Consider the following 12,892-nt stretch of genomic DNA (forward strand, 5'->3'; position numbering starts at 1 on the left):
CGTCAGGGAGTTAGGAATAAAAATGGCCTGCGTAGGCCTGGGCATTGCCCGAAACAGAAAGGCCCCTGCATATGCAGAGGCCTGAATGAGACCCTCTTCGGGCGAGACGATCTACCGCGTCAAGGGACGCGGGGAAACTGGAGGCGAAAAAAACCCCACTCAATGGCGGGGTTTTAGATTCTTTTGACCGTTAGTAGCGATCTAACGTCTTTGTCTCTCTCTTATTGCATCGGATGCATGAAAGGGTTTTGTGGGTGTCATTTCGGGACACTTCAGTCATGTAGTGGTCTTCTTTCTTGACCTGACTAAAGCCACATCTGATGCATTTCTCTTGGACCTTACAGAAATCATCTCTGCCCATTTCCACAAAGTCTTCATGCTTTAGCTTGGAATCTTCATGCCCGCAGTGAACACAATTGCGGATCATCGTGCATGTATGATGGTTTTTGTATGAGAACGCACCATGCTCGTGCTTATGCTTCGTAACATGCTCAAAGCAGTCAGGGCAAGTCTTTTCGAGTAAACAGGCCGGCCCGTTGGCTGCCTTTGAATACTCGCCAGCGTGCATGCCTACTCCACATTTAGCCTTGAGAGCGAGCTCCTTGACCTTATCAAAAAATCCCATTTTTTATCTCCGGCGTTTTCGTACTCAACGCCGGGTTGTCGACTGAAGCATGGAAAGCTTTAGCAAGAAAAACCCGGCGCAATGGCCGGGTTCAGGGTTTGGTGTGCGTTTCGCGTTACTTGTGCACTATGGGAAAAGTACCTTGAAAACGCCGTCATGTCAATATTATTATGCCGCCTCTTGATCTTTCTCCGCGTGGATAACCTGCCATACAGGCTGTTGAGCCTGAATATCCACTTCCTTAACGACTTCTTTCAGGGATTCCCAGAGGTCGAGCCAGTCTCGGGTCCAGTTCTTCGGATCGATCGCGACCCCGAAGAAGGCGTGCATCTCTGACGCCACCCGGGCCGGCCCCCACTCGGCCGCTCCATGCACTTCGCCTTTGTACGACTGCAGGGCCAGCGTAACCAAGTACTGAGCTTTCACCCGCTTGGCCGAGGTAAGGTCAGTCAGTTGAGCCTTCGCGGTTACCAGCAGCACCGCATTCAGCAGATGCCGCATGTTCATCGCCGGGTGGTACAGGTAGTGACCGAACTGCTGCACCTGGAATGGCAATGTGTCGATTGCCCGCAGAACCTTCCCGATCGTGGCCAGGTGCGCGGCGCGAGCGGTTGACCGGCCAATTGGCGTGCGGCGAGTCTCACTGATGCTGATCTTCTGCCGCACCACTTGGATGCGCTCCTCCTTGTCATCGCCCAGGGCGGCGAACACCGCCTCATGACGACGTATGCGCGCACTCTTGACCGGCGCCGCGGCGCCCTGCTCGATTGCCACAGCGCTGATCGACGCGTTCGATTCGTGCTGAGCTTCGGTCCATACCTGCCTTGCGTTGATCAGTTTCATGCTGCTGCTCCCTTTTTCAAGTCTCTGGTCTTCGCCCGGTAGTCGGCGGTCATCGCCTTCAACTCTTCGACGGTGTACTTTTTGGCCTCATGAGGGCCTTCCAGCCAATCCACGGCCTCGGCGCCGATCCGCGTCACCAGTGCTATGCGGTAGTTCACGATGTTGCCGGACAGCTGGGTGTTGCACGGCGAGCACTGGCGATGGCAATTCAGCGGCTCGAAGCGCAGTGCAGGGTTGCTACCGACGGTGCGGTAATGGCCAGCGTCATACTTGCCCTGGTGGTGCCGGCCGCAGCTGATGCATGGAAGCTCGGCGTCACGTTCACGCACCCAGGCGTTGAAGGCCTGCTGCGTGTCCTTCAGGTGATCCGCCCGGTTCTTCAGCTTCTCCTTGCGGACCTTGATCTCCCGGCGCTCAACCTGGTCCAGCGACTTGCGTGCCTTCTCCTGGTTCACGTCCTTGATGGCAAGGCCGCAGGTGTAGTTGCACACCGCCTGCCCGAGGCGCTGCGGGACGAATGAGGCCCTGCACGCTGGGTTCTTGCATGTCTTCGAACGTGGTTGCTTGGGGATCATGCCGCCACCTCGCTCAGCAGATCGGCAAAGTGCACACCCTTCGGCCCGAACTCGTCGACGATCCGGTCGGTGTACATGCAGCCCTGGGCACGATTGAACAAGCGGGTCACGGGGAAGCCGTCCGGCCCGAACATCGCGCACGGGCCCATCAGGCGCAGCTTTACCTCGTAGTCCAAGTGCACGAACGATTCCGCCCAGCCCTGACGGAACTCAGGATCTTCGCCACGCATGAGCGGCACGCCGATGTGGAGCTTGCAGTACCGGCGTACGTCTTCCACGTCACCCATCTCCGTGGATTTGGCGATACGGTCGTACATCGCAAACCACAGGGCGTTCTGGTCGAGCGTGCGGTCCTTACCCGGACGCAGAGAGACCACGACAAACTTCTTATCGCGGAACATCGTGGTCAGGCAGGTAATGGCCTCGGAGAGCCTGGCCTGGCAGTTGACGCTGATCTTGTCAGTCATGGCTCTTCCCTCTCGATCATCGAGCGCAGATCGCGATCAAGATCGTGCACCGGAACCCAGTCGTGCCCGATGTTCATCTGAACAGCCACGAAGTCATTGCCCGGCTGGTCGACCTTCTTGCGCAGCCAGGTGTAGAGCACGTGCGTTTCAGTCATGGCCTGCACGTTCTCCTCAAGCATTCCGTTACGACGGGAAAACTTGTCGTTGGCTTCGCGCAGCTCCTCGTTCTCGGCCTTGAACTGGTCGCGCTCGGCGAGAAGATTTATCGCTGCTTGGGCCGTGCCTCCGTAGCACTCCAGCAGGATCAACTGCTTGTTTTCTGCGATCAGTCGGTCGTTCTCGGCCTTGAGTTGATCGCGCTGACGGATGTGCGCTGCTCGCTCTTTGAGTAAACCCTCCCTCCAAGCAACCAAGTTCTCGTTCTCGGTGATCAGGGCTAGAATCGTTTTCGGCATGGCAAGCTGCAGGAAGTCCTGTACCGCTTTCACTTCTTCCTGGGTGGTACCCGCCGCCATAGTGATGTTGACGTCGCTTTTCACTGCATTCGCAGACTCGGCCACCCGCTTCAGCTCGGTGTTGTCAGTCATGTCCGCTGCTCCGTAGTCTTCTTGCCGAACCTGGCCAGCAGCTGCGCCCGTGCTGCCGAGCCGCTGCATGGGATCGCCTGGACCTCCAGCAGGCGGACCTGCCGCTGATTGGCGAACTCCTCAGCTAGCTCCAACTCGCTCTTCCCGCTGTCGTGTTCGATGCCGGCGGCGATCTTGCCGCCCAGCGGTTGCCCGGCCTGGGCTCGGCGCAGGATCACCTCGTAATTGCGGTCGAACCGGGCTCGCAGACCCTTGTCTTCCTGCTTCGCGGCGCGCAGGTCGAACAGGCCAGTAGCCTCGGCGGCGAGCTTCACCGCTTCGTGGCTGTAGACGCCCATCAGAGCTTCCACCCACGCGCCGGCCGCTGTCGGCATGCCGAAGTCCTCAGGGCTTGGAGTGCACATGGCGATGAATTCACCAACACTCGGCGCGAAAGGCTTTTTTGACTTCCGACACTTCTGGATACCGAACTCGATCTGTTCCAGGGTCCGGATGCCCTCGGCGGCGAACTCCTTGATCCACTCGGACTTGGCGGCGTCCAGCGCTTCGGTAGACGGCCACGCTTGGCGCCAGGCCGGGAATATCCCGCGCAGGCGACGGAACAGGTCGTTCACCACTTCGGCTGTCTGCGGCGTCACGTGGAGCGGCTGGGCGTGATTGGCTGGCGGCAGGTTGCCCATGGTCGCCATCAGTTGGTTGGCAGGCTTCATGGGCTCACCACAAGGTTCTGAGCCCAGGCGTTGCTTTCGAAGTCAGGCTCTGCGGATTGTCGGCGCACTGGCAACTGGTGGACGTTGTTGGTCGACGCGGTGTCGCGCTTAACCCACTTCACCAGCAGGCTCACCCAGGCCGCTTGAGTCTCGATGCGGCCGGACGCCGAGTAATGGCAGACGAACGCTGCGGTGGCTTCGTTTGTGAAGGAGCCGACGGGCATTGCCATGCGCATGGCATAGGCCTTCAGCAGCTTCTGGTCAGGCACCCAATCGAGGGTCATCTCGGTTGGTGACTTTGGGTCAGCCGAAACTTCAGGCTCCGCGCGTAGTGTGTTGTGTTCTTCAGGTATCAGTGAATCAGGTATCAGGGCGTTATCTAACGGATGTTCACTGTTATCTAACGGTTGGTTAACGTTATTTTGTGGTGAATTAACGTGAACTAGCCTTTTCGTGCCCGTGACAACGCCATTCTTCTTGCGGTCATTCACAGACAAAAAGCCGTCTCTGTCAGGAAGAGTGCTGTCCTTTTCCGTCCCGTGAGGCCGCTGGTGCTTCTGGAAGGCAGGGATCTCAATAATGGATTGCCCAGCCACTTCGTAGCGCTGGATGAAGCCGTGAGCGATCAGGTTGGCAAGCCCTTCGGCGACGTCATACGTGTCGCAAGGGAACAGCTCAATCTTGATGCGTTTGGGCCTATCCTCCAGTCGCCCTTCCCTGTCAGCCAGGCACCACAGGCCAATGAACAACAGCCGATCGAATGGAGGTAGCTCAGCAATAACTTCGTTGCTGAACAGGCCGGGTTTGATATTGCGTGCACGGGCCATTACCTGGCTCCTTTGCCGATCAGGTCGGCCAGTTCGAGGAAGCGATCGACATACCAGTGAGGCTGTGTTTCGCGGGGGCATTGAGGGCTGGTCAGGTTCTTGCCGTACTTGAGACCCTTTTCAGTCACAGACCAGAAGTCGACCGTCTCCTGCTTGGAGTTCTTGCGCTGCAGTACCTTGAGGAAGCCGTGGGCGGCCAAAGCGCGGTTGAAGCCGGGCGCCGTGCTGCTGATGCCATGCTCTTTGATCAGGGCGGTAACGGCCTTAGTTGGCATCGAAGAACCGCCAGCGGCGTCTGGAGCGGCGTCCACGGCATAGCCAGGGAGGAACTTGGCATCCAGGCCGTTATTCGCGGCGATCTGGGCAAGCATCATCATTTTGCTGGACGGTGCAGGCTTGAGCAGGCGGTCGAAGCATTCGAGGATGGCTAATTCGCCGACGATCTTGGCGTTGTTCGTTGGCTTGGCGGCGAACGTACCCGTCTTGCGGATACTCGGTAGCACCTGGCCAACCACCCACTCTTCGAACTGCTCAGCAGCAGGTAGCTTGGATTTCATAACCAGACGATAAAGGTCGCGCTCAGGGATGATCTGCACAGCCCTGACCTGCCCTCCCATTTCGGTATGGCAGGTGCTCACCGCTTTGCAGTGGGCATTGATCGCTTTCGACGTGTTGGCATAGCCAAGCGCATCGGCAACGTCCTTGGCGATGAACCAAGGCTCGCCAGATCCGCCGCCAATGACGCGGATCAACAGACCGTGAAAACTGAAAGGTGTAGGCAAGGTAGCGCGCGACACGTTTTCAGGATCTACAAAACGTGTCGCGACATTGGCGGGGGTATTGATCGATTCGGTTTGATGGTGCATGATTTGCTCCACAAGCGTTTTAAGAGAGCCGGGTCACTACCCCGGCTTTTTTTCGTCTCGGATTTGGCAGAGGCCCTCTCACCTACCCTGAAGAGTCCCTGCAAGAGGCCCTTTTTGGGGTCACCACTAGCTGGAGGACTTTTGCCTTCCTCCGCCCTACTGCTGAAGTTGCTCCATCGGATACCGCCTCTTCCAAGATCTGGTTAAGGCTTTCTCCAAGGGTCAGTCCGTTGGCCTCCATAAGCGCCAACACCTGCCGTCGGGCTTCCGGCGACAGCCTGTCGATGTCGAAATGCATTTAGGCCTCCATAGGCCCTTCAGCCCGCGATATCTTCTTGTTTGTCCTGCATGAGCTCTTCGATCACGCCGTTGGCAACGGCCCACTCGATGATTTCGTAGAGGTAGGTCGCGTGCTGCATGCGGGTTTTTGTGGCGGCCTTGCGCAGGATCCGATCCAGCACAGGTTCGAAACGAACCTTCACCGGAATGGCGCGCTTTTGATTGGGGTCCATGTACATACGGGTCGTGCTCCTGGCTGTTGAAATTGGGTTAAGCGGCAGATTTTTGGGAGGGGAACGGACGCTGCTCTTGGGCCGACAGGCTGCCATCATCCTCGAGGGTCACGTACACATCGCGGCCTACTCGGATCGCCTTACTCAAGGCGCCTTGCGTACAGCCGAGCAACTGCGCGGCTTTCGTATGGCCGTGCTCTTTTGCAAATTCGGTAAGCGGGATACGGCGCATGGCGTCGTCCTCTACATAGATTTTCACGCCAAGTATGACCGCCGGTATTGTTGATAGTCAATACCGGCGATATTGGTTAAGCAAATACCGCAGGTAATATGATCCGCTGATGAAAAAAGACTCCCGAAGGCTTCCTCTCTCTGATTGGCAGCTGCAAGACAGCGAGCGGCTCAAGGCGATCTTTCAAGAGAAGCGCGGCGCCCTCAAGCTCACCCAGGAAAAGATTGCCGCCGAACTTGGTGACGGCGTCACCCAGGGGGCTGTCAGCCACTTCATGAACGGGCGAACTGCTCTGAGCATCAAGGCAGCAACAGTCTTCGCCAGAATGCTTCAGGTTCCGGTATCAGAGATCAGCCCTACCCTGGCTACTCAAGTGCAGAAGATGGCGTCCTCGCTGGATGGAGGTCGAGATGTACCTCCATCGACTCTCACGTCAAAAGAGGCCGCAAATACGCCCCTCCCTGCCGGCGAAGATATTCACGAGCCAACCGATGAGCGTTATGCGTTTATCCCTCAGTACACGGCTCGCGCGGCCGCGGGGGGCGGGCACGATAATCCGCACGTCGAGATTCGAAGCACCCTGGCTTTCAAAAAAGAATGGCTACGCGTTAAAGGGCTGAATCCCAAGAGCCTGAAGGTTATCTATGCCGACGGCGACAGCATGTGGCCGACGGTAAGCGACCATGACGTGCTGCTGGTAGACGAATCACGGATCGAGCCAACAAGCGGACACATTTATGTGCTGTCGAGCGCTGACAAGGGCGTCATCGTGAAGCGCTTGATTCAAGCGGCCCTGGGCAACTGGATCATCCGTAGCGACAACGAGGATAAGGACACATTTCCTGACCAGGTCCTGTCCCGCAGTGAGATCAATGAGCATCGGATTATTGGTCGAGTGGTTTGGCGCGGTGGAGACTTATAGGAGTTGACCATGACCCTCACCAAGCCCAACCAAGACCTGAAGCGCGACCTCCAGGGTGTTGCCTCCGACCTGAAATGGTCCGCCGTCGAGCTGCTGCGAATCGCTGAGCGGCTGAGCCTGGCCGGCAATGAGGCAGACGCCCAGGCTGTGCTGAGGATGTGCACCGTGTTTCATGATGGTGAGGATCGGCTGGCGGGGTATGCGGAGGAAGTGAAGGTGGGGAGGATTGTGCGGGAAGAGCTTGCAAGATTGTGAAACTCAAGCGGTAACCAAAGAATGCTGCACGCCGTTGAATAAATGAATGTTGGGCCGTCAGCAGGTATGCTGAGGTTTTGCCCGTTGGGCGCTTTGGGGAGATACATGGAATGACTCAGCTAGAGCTAATACCGAGGCGAGTGGAAGGCGCGCTCATCCATCAGCGAGCATCAGATGGTTATGTGAACGCGACGTCTATGTGTAATGCATCGGGTAAGGCCTTTGCAGACTACGCCCGTCTTCGGGTAACTGGCGAGTTCATGGCTGAGCTTTCGAGGTCCATGGGAATTCCCATGGACCAACTTGTTTTCACCATAATGAACGGCGCGAACGAAAATCGCGGCACATGGGTTCATCCCGATGTTGCGATAAACCTTGGCCAGTGGTGCTCACCTAGGTTTGCTGTGGCCGTATCGCAATGGGTGCGCGAATGGCTAGGGGGAAAAGGAAAGTCAGAAAATCTTCTTCCATACCATCTTCGCCGATATTTGGCGAATCGCGAGCAGGTGCCATATACCCACTTCTCGATGCTGAACGAAATGGCCCTGGTGCTCATTGCTCCCATGGAGGACTCGGGCTACACCCTTCCGGATCGGATGCTGCCAGACATCTCGGAAGGCCGGATGTTTTGCAAGTGGCTGCGCGACGAAAAAGGGATTGATACCGATGCGCTGCCGACATACAAGCACGTTTTCGAAGATGGGCGAATTGTTTACCCAAAGCTTTACCCGAACGACGTGCTGGCAGACTTCAGAAACCACTTCCATACAGTTTGGCTTCCACGAAAAGCCGTCTCATACTTCAAGGAAAAGGATGCAAAGGCGATTCCCCACCTTGAGCGCCTACTCGCCTTGCCTGCCCCACTGAAAAGATGAATACCGACCCTTCAACCAGGGCTTATGGATCATCTGATTGGCCGGGTTAAGGCTCCGCGAAGCAAGTGTTTCAGACCGGCGACCTCAGGCTTAAATAGACAGAATCACGCACGGAAGCAACAATGGAAGACATGAGCAAAGCATCCTTTAACGTACTCTACGATGGGCCGGCCCTCGCCAACAGCGAGATGGACGTTCGCGAGCTTGCACCCGCTCTTCTAGCCCTTGGCTCGCTACTTGAGGAAGCGAATTCAGTCATCAATGATGGCCGTGCGCAAATTGCTGTTCAGGTAAAAGCCACATTCAAGACTGGGTGCTTCGGCATCGAGCTTGAGGTTATACAGTCCCTTCTTCAACACGCGCACAATCTCTTTTCTAACGAGTCTGTCGCCAATGCTAAGGAGCTTCTTGAGTGGATTGGTCTTGTTCAGGATAACGGCGGAAAACTGATCGCCGGTGGCGCGGGCTTACTCTGGCTAATCAAAAAAATCCGTGGCCGTCGAATCAATCAGGTTGTCCTGCTCGACAATGGCCTAGTTCGCGTGGTTATGGATGATGCGGCGATCGAGACCGAGGAAAAGGTACTTGCACTGTATCGGCAGTTTCGCGTGCGACTGGCTTTGGAAGGCGTTCTCAAGCCTCTTGAGGCGGATGGCATAGACACGTTTGCGGTTACAGATTTGAAGCAGACCGACAGGTTCATCGAAATAACGAAGGCGGAACGTCCGTATTTCAAAACTCCTGAGCCAGAATCAGAGCCTCTATCGGATGACGAGTTCGAGGTAAATCTTCAGATCGTGAGCATCTCCTTTCAGGAAGGAAATAAATGGAGATTCAATGATGGGGCGAGCGTTTTTTATGCTGACATGCTTGATGAGTCGTTTGTCTCTCAGGTCGCAGCAAGCGCTACCAGCTTCACAAAAGGCGACATTTTGAAGGTGAGGCTGCGCAGGGTTCAATCCTTGGCTGGCGAACAGTTCAAAACTGAGTACACCGTTATTAAGGTCCTTGAGCACCGAAAAGCGATGGCTCAGCTGCCTATGAATTTCCAGCGCAACGTAGACTGAAGACAAAGCCCGGCCCAGCGCCGGGCTTCTTGTTTCTGTCCTTACCAGCTAGGATCGTTCCTCGCATCCGTCTGGAGGGGAGCGCATGAAGCCCACCACAAGTAAGCTCATCAAGATCACTGCTTTCTTGGGTGCCTGCGCGTGCGTGACCTATGCGGCCATTGTAGTGAACCGGGAGGTAACCTACGTTCATGCGAAGGTCACCGGATCGCCAAGCTCCGACTCCAGGCGACAGGAGCTTCGATGGCCCGAAGAGGTCGAGACTGCCAGGGTTGAGGGATTCACTCCTGAAAACGATGGAGCAGCCTCGCGCTGATGACTGACAACGCTGGCAAAATATACTGACTGAAATTTCACATATCTTTCACAACTCAAAGTTTATGGTGATCTCAGCTCCTAATGAACATACCTTTAAGCCCGCTACCCCCCGTCGCGGGCTTTTCTTTGCCTGTAATTTGATAGTGTGAAGCCGGCCCAGCGCCGGGCTTCTTGTTTCTCTCTGTCGTGCCGATAGCTTTTCACGCTTCCCGATGCTCCAAATGTCCATGTATAGTGATGCCATTGAGCCACTACAGGTATTAGTGCATCTATGCATAGGGGGGCTGATGGAGATTTTCGGTCTGGGCATTCTGATTCCATTATGCGCATTGAGCTACTTAGGTAGAGCTGGCGACAACGAGGTCGCCTTAGCCGCCAACGCTCTGTTCTTCTCCAGCGCTTTAGCGTTGTATTTCTACCCATCGATCTGTGCAATCGGCTACCCCAAGCAGGTCCGTATATCGATCTTCAAGCTGAACCTCCTTGCTGGATGGACCGGTATTGGTTGGGCGTTAGCGCTTTACAGGGCTTTCGTTCTTCCACTAGCAGACGAGTAATTTGGCGCCGGGCTTTTCGTATCTAGCGCCACCTCTTTCCTCTAGCCTGGCGTGCGGATTCCACGCGCAGTTGGACACCCATTCCACGAACACTTGGACAGTGATTCCACGCTGACTTGGACACTCATTCCACGAGCATTTGGACAGTGATTTTCCACTGACCCAGCCCATGCTCAGGCAGGCAGCGACGCAGGATTATTCACTACCATCGACCTCTTTTCTCGAAGCGAAGAGGTCGTCGTGGAGCGTATATCCATGCGTAAAATCCGAGAGGTACTACGCCTAAAGTTCGACGCCGGCCTGTCCGTGCGCAAGATCGCCACCAGCCTTCGCATCAGCAGTGGCAGCGCCGGCAACTACCTGCATCGCTTCAACGCTTGCGGGCTGACCTGGCCGACGGCGTTGTCGGATGCCGAACTGGAACGCTGTCTGTTCCCGCCAGCGCCGACGGTTCCCAGCGATCAACGTCCGATGCCGGACTGGGCTCATGTCCATGCCGAACTGCGCCGTCCCGGCGTCACCCTGGCCCTGCTTTGGCAAGAGTATCGACTCAGCCATCCGCAAGGCTTCCAGTACAGCTGGTTCTGCGAGCATTACCGCCTCTGGGCCGCCAAGGTCGACGTGGTCATGCGCCAGGAACACCGTGCCGGCGAAAAGCTGTTTGTCGATTACGCTGGCCAGACCGTGCCAGTCATTGATCGGCGAACCGGCGAGATCCGCCAAACGCAGATCTTCGTCGCCGTCCTCGGCGCGTCCAGCTACACCTTTGCCGAGGCCACTTGGTCGCAGAAACTGCCCGACTGGCTGGGCTCGCACGTGCGCTGCTTCGCCTTTTTCGGCGGTACATCGCAGATCCTGGTACCGGACAATCTGCGCAGCGGCGTTACCAAAGCGCATCGTTACGAGCCTGACATCAATCCCAGTTACCGCGACCTGGCCGAGCATTACGGCGTGGCCGTATTGCCTGCCAGATCCCGCAAGCCTCGGGACAAAGCCAAGGTCGAAGTCGGCGTGCAAGTGGTCGAGCGCTGGATCCTGGCAGTGCTGCGCAACCGCCAGTTCTTCTCGCTGGGCGAACTCAACACGGCAATTGGACTGCTGCTGGATCGACTCAATCAGAAACCCTTCAAGAAGCTGCCCGGCTCACGCCGGTCGGTCTTCGAGACCATCGACCAACCCGCGCTGCAACCGCTGCCGGAACACCCGTACGTCTACGCCGAATGGAAAAAGGTACGAGTACACATCGACTACCACGTCGAGGTCGACGGCCATTACTACTCGGTGCCGTATCAGCTGGTGAAGCACCAACTCGAAGTGCGGCTGACGGCGCAGACCGTTGAATGCTTCCACGCCAATCAGCGCGTGGCCAGCCATCTGCGCTCGGCACATAAAGGCCGCCACACCACCCAAACCGAGCACATGCCCAAGAGCCACCGCGAACATGCCGAGTGGACACCGCAACGGCTGATCCGCTGGGCCGAGCAGACCGGCCCGAACACGGCTGGCGTCATCGCCCACATCCTCGAACGCCGAATCCATCCGCAGCACGGTTTCCGCGCCTGCCTGGGCATCCTGCGCCTGAGCAGACAGCACGGCGAAGAGCGGCTGGAAGCCGCTTGCCAGCGTGCGCTGGCGCTGGGCGCATGCAGTTACAAAAGCCTCGAATCGATCCTGCGCCAAGGCTTGGAACGGCTGCCGCTGACCCAGCAAAACCTGCCACTGCTGCCCGAAGAGCACATCAACCTGCGTGGCCCCGACTACTACCACTGACCTGAAAAGGAGCATCAAGATGCTACCCAACCCGACTCTGGACAAGCTGCAAACCCTGCGGCTGCACGGCATGATCAAAGCGCTGAGCGAGCAACACGCAACGCCCGACATCAGCGATCTCAGCTTCAACGAACGCCTTGGCCTGATGGTCGACCGCGAACTGACCGAGCGTGAAGATGCTCGGCTGACCACTCGCCTCAAATCCGCGAGACTACGCCACAACGCCTGCTTGGAAGATATCGATTACCGCAGCCCACGCGGCCTGGACAAGGCCCTGATCCTGCAACTCGGTAGCGGCCAATGGCTGCGTGACGGCCTGAACCTGATCATCGGCGGCCCGACAGGCGTAGGCAAAACGTGGCTCGCCTGCGCGCTGGCCCATAAGGCTTGCCGGGACGGTTACAGCGTGCGTTATCTGCGTCTGCCTCGCTTGATGGAAGAACTGGGCCTGGCCCACGGCGACGGTCGCTTCGCCAAACTCATGGCGGGTTATGCCAAGACCGATCTGCTGATCCTGGACGACTGGGGCCTTGCACCGTTTACCGCCGCGCAGCGGCGCGACATGCTGGAACTGCTGGACGACCGTTACGGAAACCGCTCGACGCTGGTGACCAGCCAGATGCCGGTGGATAAATGGCATGCGCTGATCGGTGATCCGACCTTGGGCGATGCGATCCTCGACCGGCTGGTGCACAACGCTTACCGCATCGAACTGAAGGGCGAATCGATGCGCAAGCGCGCAACGAAATTGACTGCAACCGGGACTTCAGACTAACAATGCGAACCTGCGTCGCTGCGCTCCGACTGCCTGTCCAAGTGAGCGTGGAATGAGTGTCCAAATGATCGTGGGCTGAGTGTCCAAGTGTCGTGGAATCCGCAGCCTG

The 12,892-nt window shown here is 57.2% G+C and carries 16 protein-coding genes; 7 read left to right on the forward strand and 9 right to left on the reverse strand.

Features of this window, described 5'->3' with window-relative positions; genetic code table 11:
* Window positions 1–793: 793 nt before the first annotated feature.
* From Q1W70_RS26010 to Q1W70_RS26050, 9 genes are all read right to left on the reverse strand, one after another.
* On the reverse strand, window positions 794–1,468 hold the full coding sequence (locus tag Q1W70_RS26010; RefSeq protein ID WP_302098342.1) for a bacteriophage antitermination protein Q: 675 nt from the start codon (window positions 1,466–1,468) through the stop codon (window positions 794–796).
* On the reverse strand, window positions 1,465–2,043 hold the full coding sequence (locus Q1W70_RS26015; RefSeq protein WP_302098343.1) for a recombination protein NinG: 579 nt from the start codon (window positions 2,041–2,043) through the stop codon (window positions 1,465–1,467). Before Q1W70_RS26015 ends, Q1W70_RS26010 begins: the two co-directional genes overlap by 4 nt.
* Complete coding sequence (locus Q1W70_RS26020; RefSeq protein ID WP_302098344.1) at window positions 2,040–2,510, reverse strand: NinB/YbcN family protein; 471 nt, start codon at window positions 2,508–2,510, stop codon at window positions 2,040–2,042. Before Q1W70_RS26020 ends, Q1W70_RS26015 begins: the two co-directional genes overlap by 4 nt.
* A complete protein-coding gene (locus Q1W70_RS26025; protein WP_302098345.1) occupies window positions 2,507–3,097 on the reverse strand; it encodes an MreC domain-containing protein in 591 nt (196 codons plus the stop codon). Before Q1W70_RS26025 ends, Q1W70_RS26020 begins: the two co-directional genes overlap by 4 nt.
* Complete coding sequence (locus Q1W70_RS26030) at window positions 3,094–3,807, reverse strand: replication protein P (protein ID WP_302098346.1); 714 nt, start codon at window positions 3,805–3,807, stop codon at window positions 3,094–3,096. The genes Q1W70_RS26025 and Q1W70_RS26030 overlap by 4 nt, the downstream gene beginning before the upstream one ends.
* Window positions 3,804–4,634 (reverse strand): DnaT-like ssDNA-binding domain-containing protein, encoded by an 831-nt coding sequence (locus Q1W70_RS26035; protein WP_302098347.1) that lies wholly within the window; start codon window positions 4,632–4,634, stop codon window positions 3,804–3,806. The genes Q1W70_RS26030 and Q1W70_RS26035 overlap by 4 nt, the downstream gene beginning before the upstream one ends.
* Window positions 4,634–5,500, reverse strand: coding sequence for a BRO-N domain-containing protein (locus Q1W70_RS26040; protein WP_302098348.1), 867 nt, complete (start codon window positions 5,498–5,500; stop codon window positions 4,634–4,636). The genes Q1W70_RS26035 and Q1W70_RS26040 overlap by 1 nt, the downstream gene beginning before the upstream one ends.
* Window positions 5,501–5,817: 317 nt before the next feature.
* Window positions 5,818–6,018, reverse strand: a complete 201-nt coding sequence (locus tag Q1W70_RS26045) for a hypothetical protein (protein ID WP_039012569.1) — start codon at window positions 6,016–6,018, stop codon at window positions 5,818–5,820.
* 31 nt (window positions 6,019–6,049) lie between these two features.
* Window positions 6,050–6,244, reverse strand: a complete 195-nt coding sequence (locus Q1W70_RS26050) for a Cro/CI family transcriptional regulator (protein WP_028236757.1) — start codon at window positions 6,242–6,244, stop codon at window positions 6,050–6,052.
* 109 nt (window positions 6,245–6,353) lie between these two features.
* Between Q1W70_RS26050 and Q1W70_RS26055 the strand changes: the two genes are divergently transcribed.
* From Q1W70_RS26055 to istB, 7 genes are all read left to right on the forward strand, one after another.
* Window positions 6,354–7,166: a LexA family transcriptional regulator gene (locus tag Q1W70_RS26055; protein ID WP_302098349.1), complete on the forward strand. Its 813-nt coding sequence runs from the start codon at window positions 6,354–6,356 to the stop codon at window positions 7,164–7,166.
* 9 nt (window positions 7,167–7,175) lie between these two features.
* A complete protein-coding gene (locus tag Q1W70_RS26060) occupies window positions 7,176–7,421 on the forward strand; it encodes a hypothetical protein (RefSeq protein ID WP_302098350.1) in 246 nt (81 codons plus the stop codon).
* Between the two features lie 110 nt (window positions 7,422–7,531).
* Window positions 7,532–8,296 carry a KilA-N domain-containing protein gene (locus Q1W70_RS26065; RefSeq protein ID WP_302098352.1) on the forward strand — a complete coding sequence of 255 codons (765 nt, stop codon included), beginning with the start codon at window positions 7,532–7,534 and terminating at the stop codon, window positions 8,294–8,296.
* 122 nt (window positions 8,297–8,418) lie between these two features.
* Window positions 8,419–9,363: an LAPAL motif-containing putative phage structural protein gene (locus tag Q1W70_RS26070; protein ID WP_302098353.1), complete on the forward strand. Its 945-nt coding sequence runs from the start codon at window positions 8,419–8,421 to the stop codon at window positions 9,361–9,363.
* A gap of 605 nt (window positions 9,364–9,968) precedes the next feature.
* Entirely contained in the window at window positions 9,969–10,238 is a 270-nt protein-coding gene (locus tag Q1W70_RS26075) for a superinfection immunity protein (protein ID WP_302098354.1), read from the forward strand.
* Between the two features lie 255 nt (window positions 10,239–10,493).
* On the forward strand, window positions 10,494–12,008 hold the full coding sequence (gene istA / locus Q1W70_RS26080; RefSeq protein WP_302098119.1) for an IS21 family transposase: 1,515 nt from the start codon (window positions 10,494–10,496) through the stop codon (window positions 12,006–12,008).
* Window positions 12,009–12,027: 19 nt separating this feature from the next.
* Entirely contained in the window at window positions 12,028–12,783 is a 756-nt protein-coding gene (istB, locus tag Q1W70_RS26085) for an IS21-like element ISPsy14 family helper ATPase IstB (RefSeq protein WP_057704534.1), read from the forward strand.
* Window positions 12,784–12,892: the final 109 nt, after the last annotated feature.

The sequence above is a fragment of the Pseudomonas kielensis genome, from assembly GCF_030505375.1.
Taxonomy (GTDB): domain Bacteria; phylum Pseudomonadota; class Gammaproteobacteria; order Pseudomonadales; family Pseudomonadaceae; genus Aquipseudomonas; species Aquipseudomonas kielensis.

Excerpts from the sequence above, each read along its gene's own strand:
- Q1W70_RS26060 (WP_302098350.1), top strand. The coding sequence starts at position 7,176 with ATGACCCTCACCAAGCCCAACCAAGACCTGAAGCGCGACCTCCAGGGT.
- Q1W70_RS26035 (WP_302098347.1), bottom strand. The coding sequence starts at position 4,634 with ATGGCCCGTGCACGCAATATCAAACCCGGCCTGTTCAGCAACGAAGTT.
- Q1W70_RS26025 (WP_302098345.1), bottom strand. The coding sequence starts at position 3,097 with ATGACTGACAACACCGAGCTGAAGCGGGTGGCCGAGTCTGCGAATGCA.
- Q1W70_RS26050 (WP_028236757.1), bottom strand. The coding sequence starts at position 6,244 with ATGCGCCGTATCCCGCTTACCGAATTTGCAAAAGAGCACGGCCATACG.
- Q1W70_RS26030 (WP_302098346.1), bottom strand. The coding sequence starts at position 3,807 with ATGAAGCCTGCCAACCAACTGATGGCGACCATGGGCAACCTGCCGCCA.
- Q1W70_RS26020 (WP_302098344.1), bottom strand. The coding sequence starts at position 2,510 with ATGACTGACAAGATCAGCGTCAACTGCCAGGCCAGGCTCTCCGAGGCC.
- Q1W70_RS26040 (WP_302098348.1), bottom strand. The coding sequence starts at position 5,500 with ATGCACCATCAAACCGAATCGATCAATACCCCCGCCAATGTCGCGACA.
- istB (WP_057704534.1), top strand. The coding sequence starts at position 12,028 with ATGCTACCCAACCCGACTCTGGACAAGCTGCAAACCCTGCGGCTGCAC.
- Q1W70_RS26015 (WP_302098343.1), bottom strand. The coding sequence starts at position 2,043 with ATGATCCCCAAGCAACCACGTTCGAAGACATGCAAGAACCCAGCGTGC.
- istA (WP_302098119.1), top strand. The coding sequence starts at position 10,494 with ATGCGTAAAATCCGAGAGGTACTACGCCTAAAGTTCGACGCCGGCCTG.
- Q1W70_RS26075 (WP_302098354.1), top strand. The coding sequence starts at position 9,969 with ATGGAGATTTTCGGTCTGGGCATTCTGATTCCATTATGCGCATTGAGC.
- Q1W70_RS26045 (WP_039012569.1), bottom strand. The coding sequence starts at position 6,018 with ATGTACATGGACCCCAATCAAAAGCGCGCCATTCCGGTGAAGGTTCGT.
- Q1W70_RS26070 (WP_302098353.1), top strand. The coding sequence starts at position 8,419 with ATGGAAGACATGAGCAAAGCATCCTTTAACGTACTCTACGATGGGCCG.
- Q1W70_RS26010 (WP_302098342.1), bottom strand. The coding sequence starts at position 1,468 with ATGAAACTGATCAACGCAAGGCAGGTATGGACCGAAGCTCAGCACGAA.
- Q1W70_RS26065 (WP_302098352.1), top strand. The coding sequence starts at position 7,532 with ATGACTCAGCTAGAGCTAATACCGAGGCGAGTGGAAGGCGCGCTCATC.
- Q1W70_RS26055 (WP_302098349.1), top strand. The coding sequence starts at position 6,354 with ATGAAAAAAGACTCCCGAAGGCTTCCTCTCTCTGATTGGCAGCTGCAA.